15 protein-coding genes are annotated in these 17,046 nt (G+C 33.6%); 7 read left to right on the plus strand and 8 right to left on the minus strand.

The window, feature by feature from the left end; genetic code table 11:
• Window positions 1-127: 127 nt before the first annotated feature.
• The gene (locus LQ189_RS02755) at window positions 128-2,257 is read left to right on the plus strand and encodes an outer membrane beta-barrel protein (RefSeq protein ID WP_230154150.1); all 2,130 of its coding nucleotides are present in this window, start codon (window positions 128-130) and stop codon (window positions 2,255-2,257) included.
• 40 nt (window positions 2,258-2,297) lie between these two features.
• On the opposite strand, the gene LQ189_RS02760 is transcribed toward LQ189_RS02755, so the two are convergent.
• A complete protein-coding gene (locus LQ189_RS02760; protein ID WP_230154151.1) occupies window positions 2,298-2,699 on the minus strand; it encodes a DUF2721 domain-containing protein in 402 nt (133 codons plus the stop codon).
• Window positions 2,700-2,857: 158 nt separating this feature from the next.
• Here LQ189_RS02760 and LQ189_RS02765 point away from each other — a divergent pair, with 158 nt between their 5' ends.
• From LQ189_RS02765 to LQ189_RS02790, 6 genes are all read left to right on the plus strand, one after another.
• Window positions 2,858-4,372, plus strand: coding sequence for a DUF2254 family protein (locus LQ189_RS02765; RefSeq protein WP_230154152.1), 1,515 nt, complete (start codon window positions 2,858-2,860; stop codon window positions 4,370-4,372).
• Between the two features lie 341 nt (window positions 4,373-4,713).
• Complete coding sequence (locus LQ189_RS02770) at window positions 4,714-4,884, plus strand: hypothetical protein (RefSeq protein WP_176330737.1); 171 nt, start codon at window positions 4,714-4,716, stop codon at window positions 4,882-4,884.
• A gap of 2 nt (window positions 4,885-4,886) precedes the next feature.
• A complete protein-coding gene (locus LQ189_RS02775) occupies window positions 4,887-5,189 on the plus strand; it encodes a hypothetical protein (protein WP_086454653.1) in 303 nt (100 codons plus the stop codon).
• A complete protein-coding gene (locus tag LQ189_RS02780; protein ID WP_230154153.1) occupies window positions 5,170-6,018 on the plus strand; it encodes a DUF6671 family protein in 849 nt (282 codons plus the stop codon). Before LQ189_RS02775 ends, LQ189_RS02780 begins: the two co-directional genes overlap by 20 nt.
• A 3-nt stretch (window positions 6,019-6,021) precedes the next feature.
• The gene (locus tag LQ189_RS02785; protein WP_230154154.1) at window positions 6,022-6,981 is read left to right on the plus strand and encodes an L-threonylcarbamoyladenylate synthase; all 960 of its coding nucleotides are present in this window, start codon (window positions 6,022-6,024) and stop codon (window positions 6,979-6,981) included.
• A gap of 73 nt (window positions 6,982-7,054) precedes the next feature.
• Window positions 7,055-8,014, plus strand: a complete 960-nt coding sequence (locus tag LQ189_RS02790) for a sodium-dependent bicarbonate transport family permease (RefSeq protein ID WP_230154155.1) — start codon at window positions 7,055-7,057, stop codon at window positions 8,012-8,014.
• A 90-nt stretch (window positions 8,015-8,104) separates the two neighbouring features.
• Here LQ189_RS02790 and LQ189_RS02795 read toward each other — a convergent pair whose 3' ends face one another.
• From LQ189_RS02795 to LQ189_RS02825, 7 genes are all read right to left on the minus strand, one after another.
• Window positions 8,105-11,356, minus strand: a complete 3,252-nt coding sequence (locus LQ189_RS02795) for a S41 family peptidase (RefSeq protein WP_230154156.1) — start codon at window positions 11,354-11,356, stop codon at window positions 8,105-8,107.
• A gap of 272 nt (window positions 11,357-11,628) precedes the next feature.
• Window positions 11,629-12,606, minus strand: a complete 978-nt coding sequence (locus LQ189_RS02800; RefSeq protein ID WP_230154157.1) for a tetratricopeptide repeat protein — start codon at window positions 12,604-12,606, stop codon at window positions 11,629-11,631.
• 133 nt (window positions 12,607-12,739) lie between these two features.
• Window positions 12,740-13,210: a hypothetical protein gene (locus LQ189_RS02805; RefSeq protein WP_230154158.1), complete on the minus strand. Its 471-nt coding sequence runs from the start codon at window positions 13,208-13,210 to the stop codon at window positions 12,740-12,742.
• Window positions 13,211-13,367: 157 nt separating this feature from the next.
• The gene (locus LQ189_RS02810; RefSeq protein ID WP_230154159.1) at window positions 13,368-13,826 is read right to left on the minus strand and encodes a DUF4440 domain-containing protein; all 459 of its coding nucleotides are present in this window, start codon (window positions 13,824-13,826) and stop codon (window positions 13,368-13,370) included.
• Between the two features lie 270 nt (window positions 13,827-14,096).
• Window positions 14,097-15,032 carry a hypothetical protein gene (locus tag LQ189_RS02815; protein ID WP_230154160.1) on the minus strand — a complete coding sequence of 312 codons (936 nt, stop codon included), beginning with the start codon at window positions 15,030-15,032 and terminating at the stop codon, window positions 14,097-14,099.
• A 47-nt stretch (window positions 15,033-15,079) separates the two neighbouring features.
• Window positions 15,080-15,748 (minus strand): DUF6624 domain-containing protein, encoded by a 669-nt coding sequence (locus LQ189_RS02820; RefSeq protein WP_230154161.1) that lies wholly within the window; start codon window positions 15,746-15,748, stop codon window positions 15,080-15,082.
• A 162-nt stretch (window positions 15,749-15,910) separates the two neighbouring features.
• Window positions 15,911-16,684: a DUF3667 domain-containing protein gene (locus LQ189_RS02825; protein ID WP_230154162.1), complete on the minus strand. Its 774-nt coding sequence runs from the start codon at window positions 16,682-16,684 to the stop codon at window positions 15,911-15,913.
• Window positions 16,685-17,046: the final 362 nt, after the last annotated feature.

The raw sequence follows: 17,046 nt of genomic DNA on the forward strand, positions 1-17,046 counted from the left end.
GTAGGACTCGTTGTTCTAAAAAAGGTTTATTCTTAATGGATTATTCTATTTCTAAGAAAAATTATATTGTCAGTTTTGTAACATTTCTTTTATAAAGAAGTCTTATGGGGTATCTGATATAAAAAACATGAAAAAAGTACATTTTATTATTTTGTTGAGTTTGATTTGTATAACTGGCAGTATGGCTCAAACTACTCCGGAGAAAACTCCTGAAACCGAAACTGAAAAAACTACAGAGTTGAAAGAAGTAACCATTGTGAAAACTAAAAAAGCAGTGGAGCAAAAAGCAGACCGAACCATTTTTAACTTCTCGGATCAACCTAGCTTAAATACAGGTTCTGTGCTAGAGGGAATTAAGAAATTGCCAGGTTTAATAGCATCTGATATTGCTGGAATGATGTTTCAAGGCAAGCAACTGGATGTGTTTATGGACGGTAGACCACTTAATATTTCTACTAATGAACTCAATGCTTTTCTAGAGGGAATGCCAGCAAATGCTATTGAAAAAATTGAAATTATAACACAGCCAGGTGCCGAGTTTCCGGCAACTTCGGGAGGTGCAATCCTTAATATAATTACCAATAAAAACGCCAAAAATTATTTAAGTGCTACTTACACTAATAGTACTAGTGTAACCAGTTATGATGATGTGCGCTGGAGAGTGAACAATAGTGTGCTGTTGAGTGCCAAAAATAAATATTTTGGATGGCAATTAAATCTGGGGCAAAATTATAGAGAAAATGCTTTATGGACTTCCTTAAAAAATGAGGAAAACGGTGGTAGCGCTTTATTAACAGCAACAGAAGCTGATCGTGTGGGGAGAAATAGTTTTATAAAATCAGCGCTTACTTTTGATATTGGAAAAGATAGATTACTGCTTAATTATGATCTTTCGCACAACAATAATAACAGTCAAACGCTTTCAAATGGTCCAGGGTTCACAACTGATGATGCTTCAATGAGCGGTGGTTTTCGTCATGACGCGGTAGTTACCTATCAAAAAAAGTTTGACAATGCGGCAAAAAAACTAGAGTTTAGATTCAATTATAACCGCAATTCTAATGAATTTCAATTAGAACCAGCAGGTTCAACCACCCCGTTATTAGACAATGCTTCACAACAAGAGGTATTGAATGCAAAAGTAGATTTTTCACAACCTATTAAATTCTCTGATGAAGGTAAGCTAAATGTTGGTGCGTTGTACGAAGAACTGATGTTTGATGCTTCTAATAGAGGCGTAACCAATTTAGATTATAAGCGAAAAACGACATCAACTTATGTAGAGTTTCAAACAAAATTTGACAAGTTTAATTTTATTCTTGGCGGTCGAGCCGAAGATTACAACATATCAGGAAATACAGATGTTGCTAAACTAGTAGAATTTGATCAGTTTAGATTTTTTCCTAATGCAAGTGCGCAGTACAATTTTAGTAATGCCATTAATTTTAATATGAACTACAACAAAAAAATCACCTTGCCAAGCACATCGGCATTGAACCCAAATAACACCAATTATCAAAACCCTAATGTTGAATATTCTGGTAACCCTAACTTGCGGCCAGCTATTTTTGATAATTATGAAGTTAAATTAAGTGCGTTTGATTACGCGTTTATAAGCTACAACATGAGTGTGGCAAACAACCAAGTGATCAATAGGGTTTTGTTAACCAATAATCGTGTAGTCAATACAAATGAAAATATTCCTGAGGTTAAAATTCACAATTTTAATGTAGGAATGCCTATTCCATATATGTTATTTACAAAAGGTCTGGCCGAAACCATGAAAATGAATGTAAACCCTGATACGATGAATTTTTTATATGTGTATGCAGGTTACCAATACCATCAAATTCCAAAAGTAGAAACAAACGGTTTTTGGATGTTTAACTTTATGTCTCAGATAGTATTGCCTAAAAAAGTAAAATTTGTTGCCAATTATACTTATTTTATTCCAAGAGGAAATATATTTTACTTTGTAGCCGTTGAGCCACTTAGAAACTCATTAGATCTTACATTTTCAAGAAAATTCTTAAAAGATCAGTTAACGGTAACGCTTTTTGCAGATGATATTTTGGATACTAATAGAAATGCATTCAATGCCTTTGAAACGCCGTTACTTATACGTAGTAAGCAGGATACTCAGAGATTTGGTTTTAGTTTGAACTACAAAATCCCAACCAAAAACAAATTGGCAAAAGAAAACCCAAGTTTATTAAACAACGAGAAAAAAGAAGAAGGTAGTTTAATCAACCAATAAATGATTTCCTAAAAAGCTGTACATGATCGTACAGCTTTTTTTATAGCGTTTCTTTTTGAACTAAATCACTTAAATGCAGGCGCAAAGCATTGACCGAAATACAAATTTCCCAAAACGATAAAGCCAAGGAAATTAGTAAACCTAGCAAGCTAAGGCCAAATAGGTAAATACCAGCTGCTTGTTGTTGTAAAAATAAAAGTAACATAGCAAATACACTCAAAAAAAGACTTAATACTCCCGCCATTTGCATATTTCTAATTAAAGTGAGGCGCAAGTTTAGGTTTCTTATTTCCAGTAAAATCAAGTTGTTTTCTTTTTCTTTATAAGTTTTCTTTAATCCACGAACAATAGTTGCAATGGTTAAGAAACGGTTTGTGTAAGCTAGTAATATTAATGAAGTGGCACCAAAAAGGAGTGCAGGTGTTTCTATTTGTAAAATCATTTGATATTGTTTTAAATAAAAATGTAGAGCAGCTAAGTTAATGGTCAATTATTTTTTGATAGAAATCAGCAATAGTTGTTTTGTAAAATTACAAAAATTCAAAGCCATTAGGATTTGTATTTGCATTTATATTAAATTTACTTTCTTAATATAGGGATATGCCACAAACATTGAAATACAGGTTAAAAAATATTTTCATACATCAGCTTAAGGATTTAGGGACTTTTTTAAGTGTTTTATATGCTGTAGTATTGGGATCTGCAATTATGATATTGGAATATACGTTGCATTTAGAATCCATTTTTTCAATTGCAATTGTAGATACGTACACAAGGTTGCTCTCTGTGACTAATGTTTTAATTTCAATTCTTATAGGGATATCGCTCACAACTTTTTCGGTTATTTTTGTTGTAATGCAGTTGGCTTCCTCACAGTTTTCGCCCCGTATTTTAAGGCATTTTTTAATTAACGATTTTAAAATGCAAAAGTTTATTGGGCTCTTTGTAGGTAGCATTTCGTTGTGTGTCTTACCGCAATTAGCTTCTGTTTTTTCGCCCGAAAGACCGTTTTTAGCAACACTTGCTGTAGGTACATTATTTGCTTTTTATGGTTTATCATGGTCTTATCCTAACATGATTACGTATTTAAGTATCAATATGAATGTCTCTAGTATTACAAATAGGATAAAAGTAGACATGATTGAAGAGATCAATATTTTGTACCAAGAGAATTGGAGTTTAGGCAAAAACGTATCATATAAAAGAGCAGAAATTCATCCAGATAAATTCAAAGTATCTGTTGTGAGTCCATTTGACTCAGGGTATTTAGATAGCGTTAATTATGTTAAATTAAAGAAAGTTACAGCATACATTTTACGATCTGAAGTAGGATTTTGTTTCGAAAATGCGTACCAAAAACCCATTGTTGGAGAGTTTATAATGAAGGGAACCACTACATTGTTGACATTGGTTTTTGACCAAGATCTGACTCCTGCACAAGTTCAAGAATTGCAAAATCAAGTTGGCTCCATTGTAAAAGATGCTTTTCAGGTAGAACAATTTAGAAGCCACACTCAAGATATTAATTTTGGCGTTCGTAAACTCGTTGATATTGCCATAAAAGCCATTTCTCCAGCCGTAAATGATCCTACTACTTGTCTCAATTGTATAGACCAAATAGGAGAAATTGCCAAAGAATTAGCCATCAAAGAATTTCCATCAACGGATGCTAAATCACTAAAATCCGAGCATATCCAAGTAAATGAATTCAACTTTGAAGAGTTTGTAGATTTTTGTTATGATCAAATCTTTCAGTGGGGCAAGGAAGATCCTACGGTTATCAAACGAATGATCAGATCCATTAGAATCATACTACCCTTAGTTGAGAATCCTTTTCATCTCAAGGTGTTGATTCAGCAGGTTGAAGATATGGAATTAGCTGATATTTATAACATGACCAATCATGCAAATGGTACTTTGAAAATTTCGAAAGAAAAACTGGTTACCATAGAAAATGAACTGCTACAGTTCAGAAAAAAAGCAAAGCAGCAAATTTTGAGATTACAGCAAAAAGGAATTTTGTCCTTTTATGAAGCTAATCGTGTCTCGGTTAATGAAGCAATTTGCTCTATTCAGTTTGATGCTATTGCTTATTTAAACGCCTATAATCAATAAGGCTGTTTTTATTTTGTGTCTTATACTTCTTTGTAATTGTCAGGACACGATTAATTTTTCTAAATAAAATGCAACCATAATTTCTATTTGGGCTCTTTTTTTGTTGCTTATTTTAAAGTTTCTTCACCTTTTTATTGATTTTTTTTACACTCTTATTTTAATTTTTTTCTATTCCTATTTTCTAAAATAATTTATTCTTGGCCGAGAATCAATTTCTTATGGGGTTTTATGAACGCTCCAAATGCTAAGTATTAAATTTTTTTATAGATATCATTATAAATATAAATAAAAATTTATAATATAACCATGATACATTTGCAGCACTAAATAAATGTGTTTGTATGAGAACTAAATTTAAAATTAACGGAAGTCTACTTGTTGCAGCGCTCTGGTTACTAACAGGTTTTGTATTGAACCTCGTTTCACCTCAAAATTTACTTTTTACTTTGATTTTAGGTTTAGGAATCGTGTACAGCGTTTACATTTTATCAAAACAAAATAATTTAAAATAATCATGAAAAAAGAGTATCAATTTAAATTAGTGGAAGGGCAGTTTGAACCTACAGAAGCCGGGAAAGTATTGTTTTCATTGATTAATAGTAAAATCAATTACCATAATTTAGAACAATTTAGTAATGAAATTAGGTTTAACCAAGATCATTTGCATTCTAAAAGAAGGAGAGAAACATTACAAGAAGCATCAGATTATATTAAAGAATTGATTAAAGAAGCCGATGCGAAAAATATGGAATTACGTATTAACGGTGTAATCCAAATTGAAATGCGACCAAGATCCAATGAAGACAAAAATGTTTAATGGCAGATCGTTATTAATTGCCACAAAACATCAAAAAGAAAAGGTAATAGCACCTATTCTTGAAAACGGAATAGGGGTTACGTGTTTTGTACCTTCAAATTTTGATACGGATGTTTTTGGTACATTTTCTGGAGAAATTAAGCGAAAGGAATCGGCTGTGGCAACTGTTCGGGAAAAATGTCTAGCAGCAATGGATGCCTTTGATTGTGATTTAGGTCTTGCCAGTGAAGGATCTTTTGGTCCTCATCCGTCTTTGTTTTTTGCGCAAGCAGATGAAGAATTCCTCATTTTAATCGATAAAAAAAATGATCTAGAAATCATTGTTAGAGAACTTAGTTTAGATACTAATTTTTACGCAGAGACCATTACGAGTTATGAGGCATTGAAAATGTTTGCTCAAAAAGTTCATTTTCCATCGCATGCAATTATTTTGCGAAGTAGTGCAACTAATGATAAAGCAGTCATTAAGGGAATAACCAATGAAGAAAATTTAAAAAAATATTACAACCATATCATGGAGGTACACGGAACTGTGTATGCTGAAACGGATATGCGTGCGCATTTCAATCCCACTCGAATGCATGTTATTGAAAAAGCTGCTCATAAACTTTTGCAGTCTATTCAATCATTATGTCCTGAATGCATGACTCCTGGATTTGTGGTGACCAGCGCTAAACCAGGTTTGCCATGTTCTTGGTGTGCAAATCCTACTCGGTCTACCTTAAGCCACATATATTGTTGTAAAAAATGCCAATACACACACGAAATTAATTTTCCGTATCAAAAAATGACCGAAGATCCTACTTTTTGTGATTACTGTAACCCCTAAATTATGAGTATAATTAACAATTCCATTCAAAAAGCTGTTGCGTTATTAAATCAAGATGAAGTGATAGCCATTCCTACTGAAACGGTGTACGGATTAGCAGGAAATATTTTTAGTCCAAAAGCAATAGCATCTATTTTCAGTATAAAAGAAAGACCTTCTTTCAATCCGCTTATTGTTCATATAAAATCTATTGAAAGTTTACCATCTATAGCTAGAGAAATTCCCGAAAAAGCGATGCTACTAGCAAATGCTTTTTGGCCTGGACCTCTAACGATGGTACTAAAAAAGCAACCTCAAGTTCCAGATTCGGTTACTGCCGGTAAAGATACAGTAGCGATAAGGGTTCCTAATCATAAGGTTACTTTATCACTTTTAGAGCAACTGGATTTTCCATTGGCAGCACCCAGCGCAAATCCTTTTGGATCTATAAGTCCTACTCAAGCGGTTCATGTTGCGCATTATTTTGAAAATAAATTACCTATGATTTTAGACGGTGGTAGTTGTGAAAGAGGAATTGAATCTACAATTATAGGGTTTCAAGATGGTGAACCCGTTCTGTATCGTTTGGGATCACTAGCAATAGAGGACTTAGAAGTCATCATTGGTCCACTTAAAACAATAGCGCATGACGAAAAAGCACCGCCTGCTCCAGGAATGTTGTCACGTCATTACGCACCAAATACTACCACGTACCTTACAGATACGATAAGTGAGGATGTTGCCAAATTTGCAAATCAAAGAGTGGGAGTCTTGACTTTTAAACAAGAGATTCAAGACCCATCAATTTGTGCCCAAGAAGTTTTGTCAATTTCGGGTTCAATGTTAGAGGCAGCTTCAGGATTATATGCTGCACTGCATATATTGGATGAAAAAAATCTAGATGTTATTCTAGCAGAGCGTTTCCCAGATAGCGGACTTGGTAAAGCCATTAACGACAGATTACAACGAGCTACCAAAAAGTAATTTTTATAACACTAACAAACAATTATATTAATTGAATTGTATGACATTCATGCAATTGTCAAAAAACTAACTCATGAATTTAAATTTATTAATAGATAATTTAACAAATCCAGCATTACTCTTTTTTGTTTTAGGAATTATTGCTGTTTTAGTCAAAAGTGATTTGCAAATCCCTGAGGGAAGTTCTAAGTTTATTTCTTTATACCTTTTATTTGCCATTGGATTTAAAGGCGGTCAAGAGCTAGCACACAGCCATTTTACACTTGATATAGTATGGTCTATATTTTTTGGTATATCAATTGCTCTGATAATACCCTTGTATTCTTTTTTTATTTTAAAGAAAAAATATAGCATTGAAAACGCAGGAGCCATTGCTGCCACTTATGGATCTGTAAGTGCAGTAACTTTTGTAACAGCAGTTTCGTTTTTAGAATTGCAGAATTTCACTTTCAGTGGTCACATGGTAGCCGTAATGGCTTTGATGGAAGCTCCAGCTATTATTGTTGGGGTAATATTAATTAGATTGTTTAGCAAAGAGAATGTACTTAAAACAAAATTATCAAACATTGTTATTCACTCTTTTACTAACGGTAGTGTACTTTTAATTTTAGGAAGTTTAGTCATTGGTTTGCTAGCTAGTGATCAACAAGCATTGGGAATAAAACCTTTTACTACTGATATTTTTAAGGGTTTTCTGGCCTTATTTTTATTAGATATGGGAATTGTGAGTGGCCGTAAATTGGGTGATTTCTTTAAAAGTGGCTGGTTCAGTTTTGCCTTTGCTGTTGTGATACCACTAATCAATGGAAGTGTTGTTGCCTATCTAAGTCACTTTGTAACAGAGGATATCGGGAACCGTTTCATTTTTTCTGTCTTAGCGGCAAGTGCCTCTTATATTGCTGTTCCAGCGGCTATGAAAATTGCTGTTCCTAAAGCAAATCCTGGAATCTTTTTGCCTATGGCGCTAGCGGTAACATTTCCTTTTAATATCACCTTTGGGATGCCAATATATTTTGCCATCATTCAATGTTAATTTCGGCTCCGATTATTGAGTAAAAAAAAGAGGTAGTTTTTTAGGCTACCTCTTTTTTTGATGAAAATTAATCTTTTAAGAACAGAATAATTATTTAATCGTTTTCAGCATTTCTTCAACAGCTCTTTCTAATTGTTTGTCTTGTCCGTTCAAATAATCTTCGTATTTCAATGCAACTGGAATATCTGGATTGACTTGCAAGTTTTCAGTAGGTCTGTTTTCTTTTCCGATAGTAGCTACCATTGGAATTCCGAAAACTAAAGAAGGATCAATTTGAGTTTCCCACCAAACAGCCGTTCCTGTTCCTGGAACACCCATTCCTATTAATTTTCCGATTCCGTTTTGTTTGTACACGTATGGGAAAATGAAAGCATCTGAATAATTGCCTTCGCCCATTAAAACACAGCTAGGTTTAGTCCATCTTCCTAATGGTTCCGCATCTTTCAAGCGGTTGCCTTGTGGCGCAAATTCAAGGTAGCGCTTGCCACTTAGTAAAGTATTCAAATCATCGTGTAACCAGCCACCACCATTAAAACGTGTGTCGACAATCAGAGCTTCTTTTTCGAAATTTTTCCCCATCACTTGGTCAAAAACTTCTCTAAAACTGCCGTCATTCATACCTTGTACGTGTACGTAGCCTACTTTACCATTACTCAATTTTTCAGTAATCTGATTCATCTTGCGAATCCAACGATTGTACATTAAACCCGATTCTTCACCAAATGAAATCGGTTTTACACTTTCTTGAAAGGCAACTCCATTAGCATCCACACCTGAAATTAGGATTAGTTTACCTGTTTTTCTGTTCAAAAATTTAGCCCAATCTGTTGTTGCAGTAATTGCTTCGTTGTCAATTTTGTTGATAGTAGCGCCTGCTTTTAGTTTTGAATTCGTTTTGTCAAAAGGACCTCCTACAATAACCTCTGTAACTTTTAAACCGTCAGCGGCATTTTTTTCATCGTACAATAAACCCAAACAAGCCGTTACATCCATATTAGGGAAACTAGCGCTGTAGCGTCCTCCTGTATGCGAGGCGTTAAGTTCTCCTAAAATTTCGCTCAATAATTCTTGGAAATCATAGTTATTATTGATGTGTGGTAAAAATTTAGCATAGGTGTCTTTGTACATTTTCCAATCTACACCATGTAATTTTGGATCGTAAAATTTCTTAGCGGTTTGTCTCCACATGTGATTGAAAATGTAGTTACGTTCTTGCTCTGTATTTAAAACCATCTCTGCCGATACAGGGATTCCAGTAATTTTTCCGCCTTCCGTATCAATTTTCGATAAGCCTCCTTCGTTTCGCACAAACAATGTTTTGTTGTCTTTGCTCAAAAATAAAGTACTTGGAGATGATCCTAGTTTGGCTAAAATCTTAGTTTCTTTGGTTTTGGTATCGGTTACCCAAAGGTCGAATCCTTTTTCAAAAGAAGCTAAATAAAACAATTTACTTCCGTCATCATTAAATACAAAATCCGCAATAGAAGAGCTGTTAATTGTAACACGAACTTTTCTAGTTTCAAGATCAGTCAAATCAGGATTCCAAACTACAACTTCCTCTTTTTTAGGAGTGTCTTTTTTGTTTTTATCAGTGCTAGCAGTCGTTTTTTTGTCTTCCGCTTCTTTTTCCTTGTCTTTTATTTCTTTTGCAAGAGCAGCTTCTTCTTTGGATAATTTAAAATTTTCAAAGTCTTTTTTATCGAAAAATACAGCGTACACGTCAAGTTCTCTGCTGCCTTGATTGGCTAATGATTTACGACCTTCTTTGCTGCTCAGCCACGCTAATGCTTTGCCTTTCATTTGTTGTTTGGCCGCGTCTTCGCCAAAACCACTCATGATTGGGTATTTAGTTTCGGAACCATCAGCTTTGATCATCGCAGTGTGCGTAGCATTAAAATTACCCATACTATCATCTACAAAAAGCCATTTGCTATCATCACTCCAGTTGAAACCAAAATCGCCATCAGAATAACTGTGGTTTCTACCTTCTGGCAAAATGGTTCTTGTAGTTTTGCTGGCTAAATTGTACACACGAACAATGTTGCGCTCTTCGATAAAAGCAATTTCTTTTCCGTCTGGGCTAAATTTAGGTAGGAACTCTTCTTTGTCAGACGTAATTAATTTTTCTTCCTTGATTAAAGTAGCAGCATAAAAATAAGCTTCTTCTTTTCGTTCTACTTTTGCCGTAAATAAATCCCAACTGTCACCACGCTCTGAGGCATAAATAAGAGTTTTGCTGTCTGGTGACCATTGCACATGGCGCTCTTGCTCTGGTGTATTGGTAATTCTTTTGGTACTTCCACCGTCGGCATTGGTTACAAAAATTTCACCTCTAGAAACAATTGCAATTTCTTTTCCGTTCGGGCTTGGCACAAACTCTGAAATAGAACCTGCAATAGGTACGTTTTTCTCCACATTGCCTTTACCATCATTTTGGATTGTAATTTTTACTTTTTGTGGACTTTGGCCTTCTTTCAAAGTGTAAATCTCACCGTCTTGCGAAAAGCACAAAGTATTGTCTTGTGCTACGCTTAAATGACGTACCGGATTGTTTTTGAAAGTAGTTAAGGCCGTTGCTGTTTTAGCGCCTAGATTTTGCTTGAAAATATTTTGATTGCTGCCGTCAGCTTCGCTCAAAAAGAAAATATTTTGGTTGTCGTTGCTGTATACCGGCTCGCGGTCTTCACCTTCGTAAGTGCTTAACTGAGTGTATGTTTTTTTGTTGACATCAAATACCCAAATATCACGGGTCACACTGCTGGTGTGGTGTTTGCGTAAGGCATCTTCGTAGCCTTTGCGGTCTTGAAAAACAATTTGGTTTCCTGCTGCATTGTAGCGTGCATATTCTATTCCGCCCTCAGTAACCAACACCGGTTTACCGCCAGTTGCTGCAACTGTGTAAAGGTTTTGGAACAAACGCGGCGAGTAAAAATGAATGTTATTGCTGCTTGTTTGACGGCTAGAACCAAATAATACATTTTTGCTATCAGGTGAAAAATCATACGGATAATCAGCAGCTGAGTTAAAAGTTAGTCGGGTAGGCATGCCTCCAGTTACGGGTAGCGTAAACACATCAAAATTACCGTAACGGTCACTAGCAAAAGCAATTTGCTTGCCATCTTTGCTCCACACAGGCATCATGTCGTGTCCTTCGTGTATAGTAATTGGAACTGCAGTACCACCTTGGGCATTAACAACATAAATATCGCCTTTGTAGCCAAAAGCAATGTTCTTACCATCTGGAGAGAGCGCGGGATGGCGCAACCAGAGGGCATCTTGTGCGAATGTTACCGTACTTGCTACCAACAACAAGCCACAGTATAATGAAGATTTTAAATTCATAGTTTATTAGAGTTTAGTTCTTCATTTAGTAGTTTATTTTGAGGTTTTGTTACAAGTTCCGATTGTTAATTTTGGATTTTGATGAAGTGCCAGTGATTGTGGAATTTTTAAAATCAGGCGATACTAATTCAATATGTACGTAGGGGAATAATACTAGTGTGAAAATTAATTAGGTGCTTTTATTTATCCCAAAAAAAACAGAAGCCAAGTTTGAATTGACTTCTGTTATTGCTTTTTTCTGAAAATTTAGAGCGATGCTTGTACGCTAGATTTTAATTTTGTGATATGTTATTGGCTTTTAAAATTGCGTCAAACTTAGCTTCGTTTCCTTGTTTTTTCATTGTTACGTAAATCATTCCGATGATTTTTTCAGCATCAGTTCGATAAGGAGATTTTTGTTCTACATATAAAGTGTAGGCTTTGCACATGTTCTCCAAACCTTTTTCTGGGTCGTTTAAATTGTTGGCGTAAATGTTTCCGATACCGTAATAAATCTCCGGATTTTGATTGTCAATTACTGCTAATTGTTGGTAGGTGTCAATCGCGTTTTGAAATTCGTTTTTGTATTGATAAACAATAGCTAAATTTTGCAAAGGCATAGTTCCTTTTGGATCAATGGCTATCGATTTTTTGTAAGCAGCAATGGCTTTATCAAATTCATTGAGTCGTCTGTAGTTCAAGCCTAAATTGTCCCAAGCAAAAGCAAATTCAGGATCTTCTTTAACTGCTTTTTCAAAATATTCAGCGGCTTTTTTGAAATTTTCTTTTTTCGATTCGTCTAAACCTTTCGAATACCAGCTGGCCGCTTTTTTATCATCCGAATAGGATTTGATATTGACTTTATCATTACTCGCAATCTTATCCTTGAGTGAGGAGCAATTTACCATCATGTAGCGTTCCAGCTCGTAATAGTACTTTTTGTATTCTTTTGAATCTTCATTGAGATTCATTTCAATATTGACTTCTTGTTTACGATCAACTTCGGTAGCGTTTTTTACTTGGTCATTTAATTTCATGATTTTGCTACCCATTTGCAAAGCCGAAGCCTGCTTGTTGATGCATACACTTACATCTTTTGCGAGATCTACTTTTGATTTGTTATATGTCGAAATCGAATCGATACACAAGCAACCATTTGTAGCGAGTTCTTTTAAAAAATTTTCGGTTTTAACGCCGCTGTTGTTTTGTGCGACTGCTTTGCCACTTGCAAGGGCAAAAACAAATAGTAGGGCTGATTTTTTTAAGTTCACTGTTGTTTTGGTTTTTTTTATTAGTTATTTGATGAATAATCTCTAGTCAAGAAGGTATTTAACATGCAATTGTACTCAAAAGTTTAAAAAACGTTTTTTTAACGTACTTGGACCTGGAGTCGATGAAATGTCATTATATTATTGCAAATATTTTATTAAACTTTCGTCGTAATTTTTTTTTCTGTAGTTGTAATAGCCAAACTGAAAGTATTGCAATTAAAACAATGATTATGTTGAAAGTAATGTGTACTTCTTTAGGTGGAATAACGACATAATAAAATAAGTAATTACACATAATTAACAGCATTAGCGGGAAATATTTTACCCAAGCAATTCTTAATTTTCCAACAGGTTCTACACTGTAATTAACAAGCAATTTGTTCTCAGCAGATTTATAATTTCCTCTTAGAAAGTACAGAACCGGTGCGAAATCAGAATTGGTTGTAAGTTCAAAATTAGAGTTGTCAAAATTGCCATAAAAGCATTTCTGATTACTATTAAAAATTGCTAAAAACCCCATCGGAATCTTGATTTTAGGAGAGCCAATTTTTGTATTCGCCATTAATCGATTCCTAAATTCATCTATATTTATTTTTGATACCATCAAGTTTATATTATTGACCTATGCTGTAAAGCTGGAATTTTTAAACGGGGTGTATAGACACAGTTTAGGTTAAATAAAAAGGCATATTTCAAATTTTGGATAAGAATTGCAAATAAATCCTATTGCTGATAGTAACATGTACTTACGATTGTATTTTTTACTCACTTTTTACTCTAGTAGAATGTAACATATCAAACTTCCAGCCTTTATCGGTTAAAATGGCCGTTGCACTTTCCAGCCAATGTGCTTTTCTAATAATTTTATCCTCAACAGAAATGGTTGCATAGTTGTGGTAGGCCACCCAAGCCGTTTTGTTGGTAACTTTGATGTCAATAATTTCAATAGTATTTACTCGTTTTGGCATGGGTAAATTAAGTTTACCTTTTTTTAAATACTTTGCAATAGTGTCGTTATTCCATACTTCGCCGTGTTCCAAAAGCAGGAAATCTTTGGTGTAGTATTTCTCAATGTTTTTAGGTTCTAATTTGGACCATATTTCATCAAACGATTCGATTACTAGTTTTTCAATCTGTTTTTTGTGGGTATCATTTGAAACTTGACCGAATGCTATCGAATTAAAAAACAGCATCAAAATTATGGTGTTACGTGTGTTCATTTTTGTTGAAATTAAGTTTACTGCTAGATAAAAAAAATAAATGTAGCTATTTTATCAATGAAAAAAAAGATTTTTAAATTTGGTAAAGCTTCCAAAGTCATTCCCTTTACAACAAAAAAGAACTTAAAACTCCCGGAAGATCATCCATTAATTATATCATATAGCATCGTAATTTAAACTTTGTCTCGAGACATTTGCTAACAGCAGCACGCTATTAAAAAAAAACTTTTTTTATAAATATAGCTACAATCAGTTTTTTAAAAACAAAAGTTAAAGCTTGATTTTTATCTTATAAATTTTGCTTAAGCCGTTTTCACTGCCTGTAATGTATTCTTGGTATTGTTGGATATTCTGAAAAGATTTTGGTGCTAAATTGCTCCTTTTACTTGTAAAATAGAGCGTATTTGTTTCGTTGTTGTAATATGGGCAATACTCCATATACTTTGAATTGATTGTATTGCTCAAATTTTCTGCAGCTTGCCATTCTCCGTCAATGCCTCTTTTAGCCATGTACAAATCGCCACTGCCAAAACCTTCTTTCGCATTGTATTTGGTGTAAATGAGCAAGTTTTCATCTTTGGAGATAAAAGCATTAAATTCGTAGCCTTCGCTGTTGATATTTTTACTTAATAAAATGGGTTTTGAGTAGTTTGCTCCATTCCATTGGCAATAATAAATATCATCTTTCCCTAAACCCAATTTAGAGTCCATGGTAAAATACAAATTGTTATTATCGGATAAGGTGGGATAAAATTCGTCGTTTTTAGAATTTACGGGGCTTCCAATATTTATAGGTGTTGACCATTCACTATTTTTATCTTTACGTTCTACATACCAAATATCAAAATCACTTTTTAGAGTTTCTGATTTATCTTTTGGTCGATCTGATGCGAAATAAAGCCTTGTGCCATCGCTCGATAAAAACGGCTCTAAATAGGAATATCCATCGCAAAACGGAAGTATAACTGGGTTGTCCCATTTTTTATTTTTTACACATACAATTTTTGATAACTCTTGATTAGGACTTTGTATGGTAAAAAAAGCTTCTTTTTCATTGGGTGCGATACAGAAGTCACGCAAGTTTTGGAACTTATTTAGATCAGAATGGACTACTGCTACAATTTGTTTTTGATTTACACTTAACTCCTGTGACTGCGCTTGAAAAAAACACAAAAAAGAGAATAATAACATTAAAATATTTTTCATTTGATCGTATTTTTTTATTGCTTGTTACTTGTACATTTAGCAGCTCTTTATTGATATAGTTTTGGTTCTGTCATTCCTTGTTTTAAATAATAATCTTTATTCATTTCAAAGTGACTTGTCGTCATCTCATTATAATATTCTTTAAATGAAGATAAATTATATTTTAATCTCAGATTATCAATATTTAATGAATCAAGTAATCCGTTTTTTGGAATTGCTTGTCCTACTTTATTATATGTAACTTGCGAACCAAATCTCTGCTTTTGGTTAAGGTTAATTGAAATTCTGTCCTCAAGCATTGCATAATTAGATTTTTCTGCATTATTTATCTCAATTTCTTTTGCTAGTGCTTTAAGCATTTTCTGTTGGAACTTAATATCATTGTCAGCGTGTTGGATGGTAATCCAAAATTTTTTCGAGTATTCTTGACCAATCTTATCATAACCTAAATAACCATATTCTGAATATATTTTTTTAATTTTTTTTTGATTATCAATACCAACACTATCTCTTTTCATTTCAAAAATTTTCCACGCTTCATTTTTCCCAAATTTTTTAAGGAGTTCTTCAGAAGGAGTTGCATAACTATATTTTTGGTCAATAGTAAATATATAATCCAGTTCAGCAGTTATTTTTTCTTTATCGGAATTCGATACTATTTTTGTTGCATTGCAACTAATTATAACTAAAATTAAAAAAAACAATGATTTTTTCATCTAAATCGATTTTTTTGGTAACCTTGCCTGCAAATTATAATTAATCGTAACAAATCCTCCCAAACTACATCTAGTCTGGCCACAAACATGTGTATAGCAGTTCAGAAATTAAATAATGTTTTTTTAACACTTCGAGCATCAACGACAATAGCAGAAATAATTTTATGCATTGAAATGTAAATTTATAGTAGTTGTATTAGTAACGATTTTTGCAATAAGTGACATTATAACAATAATTTCAAAAAACAGAAGCGTATAAAACACAATTATTCTCCATATAAACCCTGCCATGGAATACTTTTTATAGGCCGCATTGAAATAGACCCAAAAAGGAAACAAAATAATCAAGAAGAAATAAATGATTGTTAAAATACCTAAAAAGGATTTAATTTCCTCAAAGACTCTCAAAAGTGACAATAAGTTGACAAATAAGCACAAAACCAATATTCCCAACAAATTTATTCCTGCAATGATGAAATGCTCCGCTAAGTTGATTTTCAATCTTTTGAAAATCAGAAAAGCATTTATCGCAAATAACGGGACTAATCCAAATAGAATCACTTTTACATTATTTGATAAGAAATTCATTAATTGTATGCCCTCATTTGTATTTTTAGAAACTGATGGTGGATTCAGTTCAAGATAATAATGCACCGTTAGAATATTCAAAGCGATTAGCATTAAAGTGAGTGCAAAAACATTGTAGTAGTTTACTCTTTTGCCATGAATGTAATCCAAAGCTGCTTGCCCAGGTCTTGTAAATGTTTCTTTTAAAGTAAATAAGATTCCTTTTTCTAAATGGAATACACCGTGTATGATATCGTGGGCAAAAAAATGCTTTAAGGTTATGGCATGTGTATTGCTTTTTTGACCGCAATTCTGACAATAATTACCAGAAACATCTTGTTCACAGTTTAGGCATTGTTTGTTCTCCATGGGTTACTATTTTGCTTTTTAGAATAGGTTATATTTTGTAAGTAAAAGTAATAATTTATTGTCTCTAAATAATAAAGCTTTCAAGAATGTTACCTGAAAGCTTTATTAAAATTTTTTGTCTAGTCCTGAAATAGCGATACATAAATAGCATTTGCTCTCAGATGTATTGCTTTTTAGAACAGAATGTTATCAAAACTTGCCCGCTTACTGAAGTCTTCCTTTTTAGAACAGAATGTTATTAGAACTAGCTGCTACACCGCTACCGCACGAATCCTTTCGTGTGGTACTTTCTACTTAATCACTAAACATTCTAAAAACGATGACATCATCAACTAACCCTTTTAGTCCTGCATAATCAACGC

Source organism: Flavobacterium sp. CECT 9288, from assembly GCF_918731615.1.
GTDB lineage: Bacteria > Bacteroidota > Bacteroidia > Flavobacteriales > Flavobacteriaceae > Flavobacterium.

Coding starts and splice junctions, on each gene's coding strand:
- LQ189_RS02795 (WP_230154156.1), bottom strand. CDS start 11,356: ATGAATTTAAAATCTTCATTATACTGTGGCTTGTTGTTGGTAGCAAGT.
- LQ189_RS02765 (WP_230154152.1), top strand. CDS start 2,858: ATGCCACAAACATTGAAATACAGGTTAAAAAATATTTTCATACATCAG.
- LQ189_RS02775 (WP_086454653.1), top strand. CDS start 4,887: ATGAAAAAAGAGTATCAATTTAAATTAGTGGAAGGGCAGTTTGAACCT.
- LQ189_RS02805 (WP_230154158.1), bottom strand. CDS start 13,210: ATGGTATCAAAAATAAATATAGATGAATTTAGGAATCGATTAATGGCG.
- LQ189_RS02815 (WP_230154160.1), bottom strand. CDS start 15,032: ATGAAAAATATTTTAATGTTATTATTCTCTTTTTTGTGTTTTTTTCAA.
- LQ189_RS02755 (WP_230154150.1), top strand. CDS start 128: ATGAAAAAAGTACATTTTATTATTTTGTTGAGTTTGATTTGTATAACT.
- LQ189_RS02770 (WP_176330737.1), top strand. CDS start 4,714: ATGAGAACTAAATTTAAAATTAACGGAAGTCTACTTGTTGCAGCGCTC.
- LQ189_RS02790 (WP_230154155.1), top strand. CDS start 7,055: ATGAATTTAAATTTATTAATAGATAATTTAACAAATCCAGCATTACTC.
- LQ189_RS02785 (WP_230154154.1), top strand. CDS start 6,022: ATGAGTATAATTAACAATTCCATTCAAAAAGCTGTTGCGTTATTAAAT.
- LQ189_RS02780 (WP_230154153.1), top strand. CDS start 5,170: ATGAAGACAAAAATGTTTAATGGCAGATCGTTATTAATTGCCACAAAA.
- LQ189_RS02820 (WP_230154161.1), bottom strand. CDS start 15,748: ATGAAAAAATCATTGTTTTTTTTAATTTTAGTTATAATTAGTTGCAAT.
- LQ189_RS02810 (WP_230154159.1), bottom strand. CDS start 13,826: ATGAACACACGTAACACCATAATTTTGATGCTGTTTTTTAATTCGATA.
- LQ189_RS02825 (WP_230154162.1), bottom strand. CDS start 16,684: ATGGAGAACAAACAATGCCTAAACTGTGAACAAGATGTTTCTGGTAAT.
- LQ189_RS02760 (WP_230154151.1), bottom strand. CDS start 2,699: ATGATTTTACAAATAGAAACACCTGCACTCCTTTTTGGTGCCACTTCA.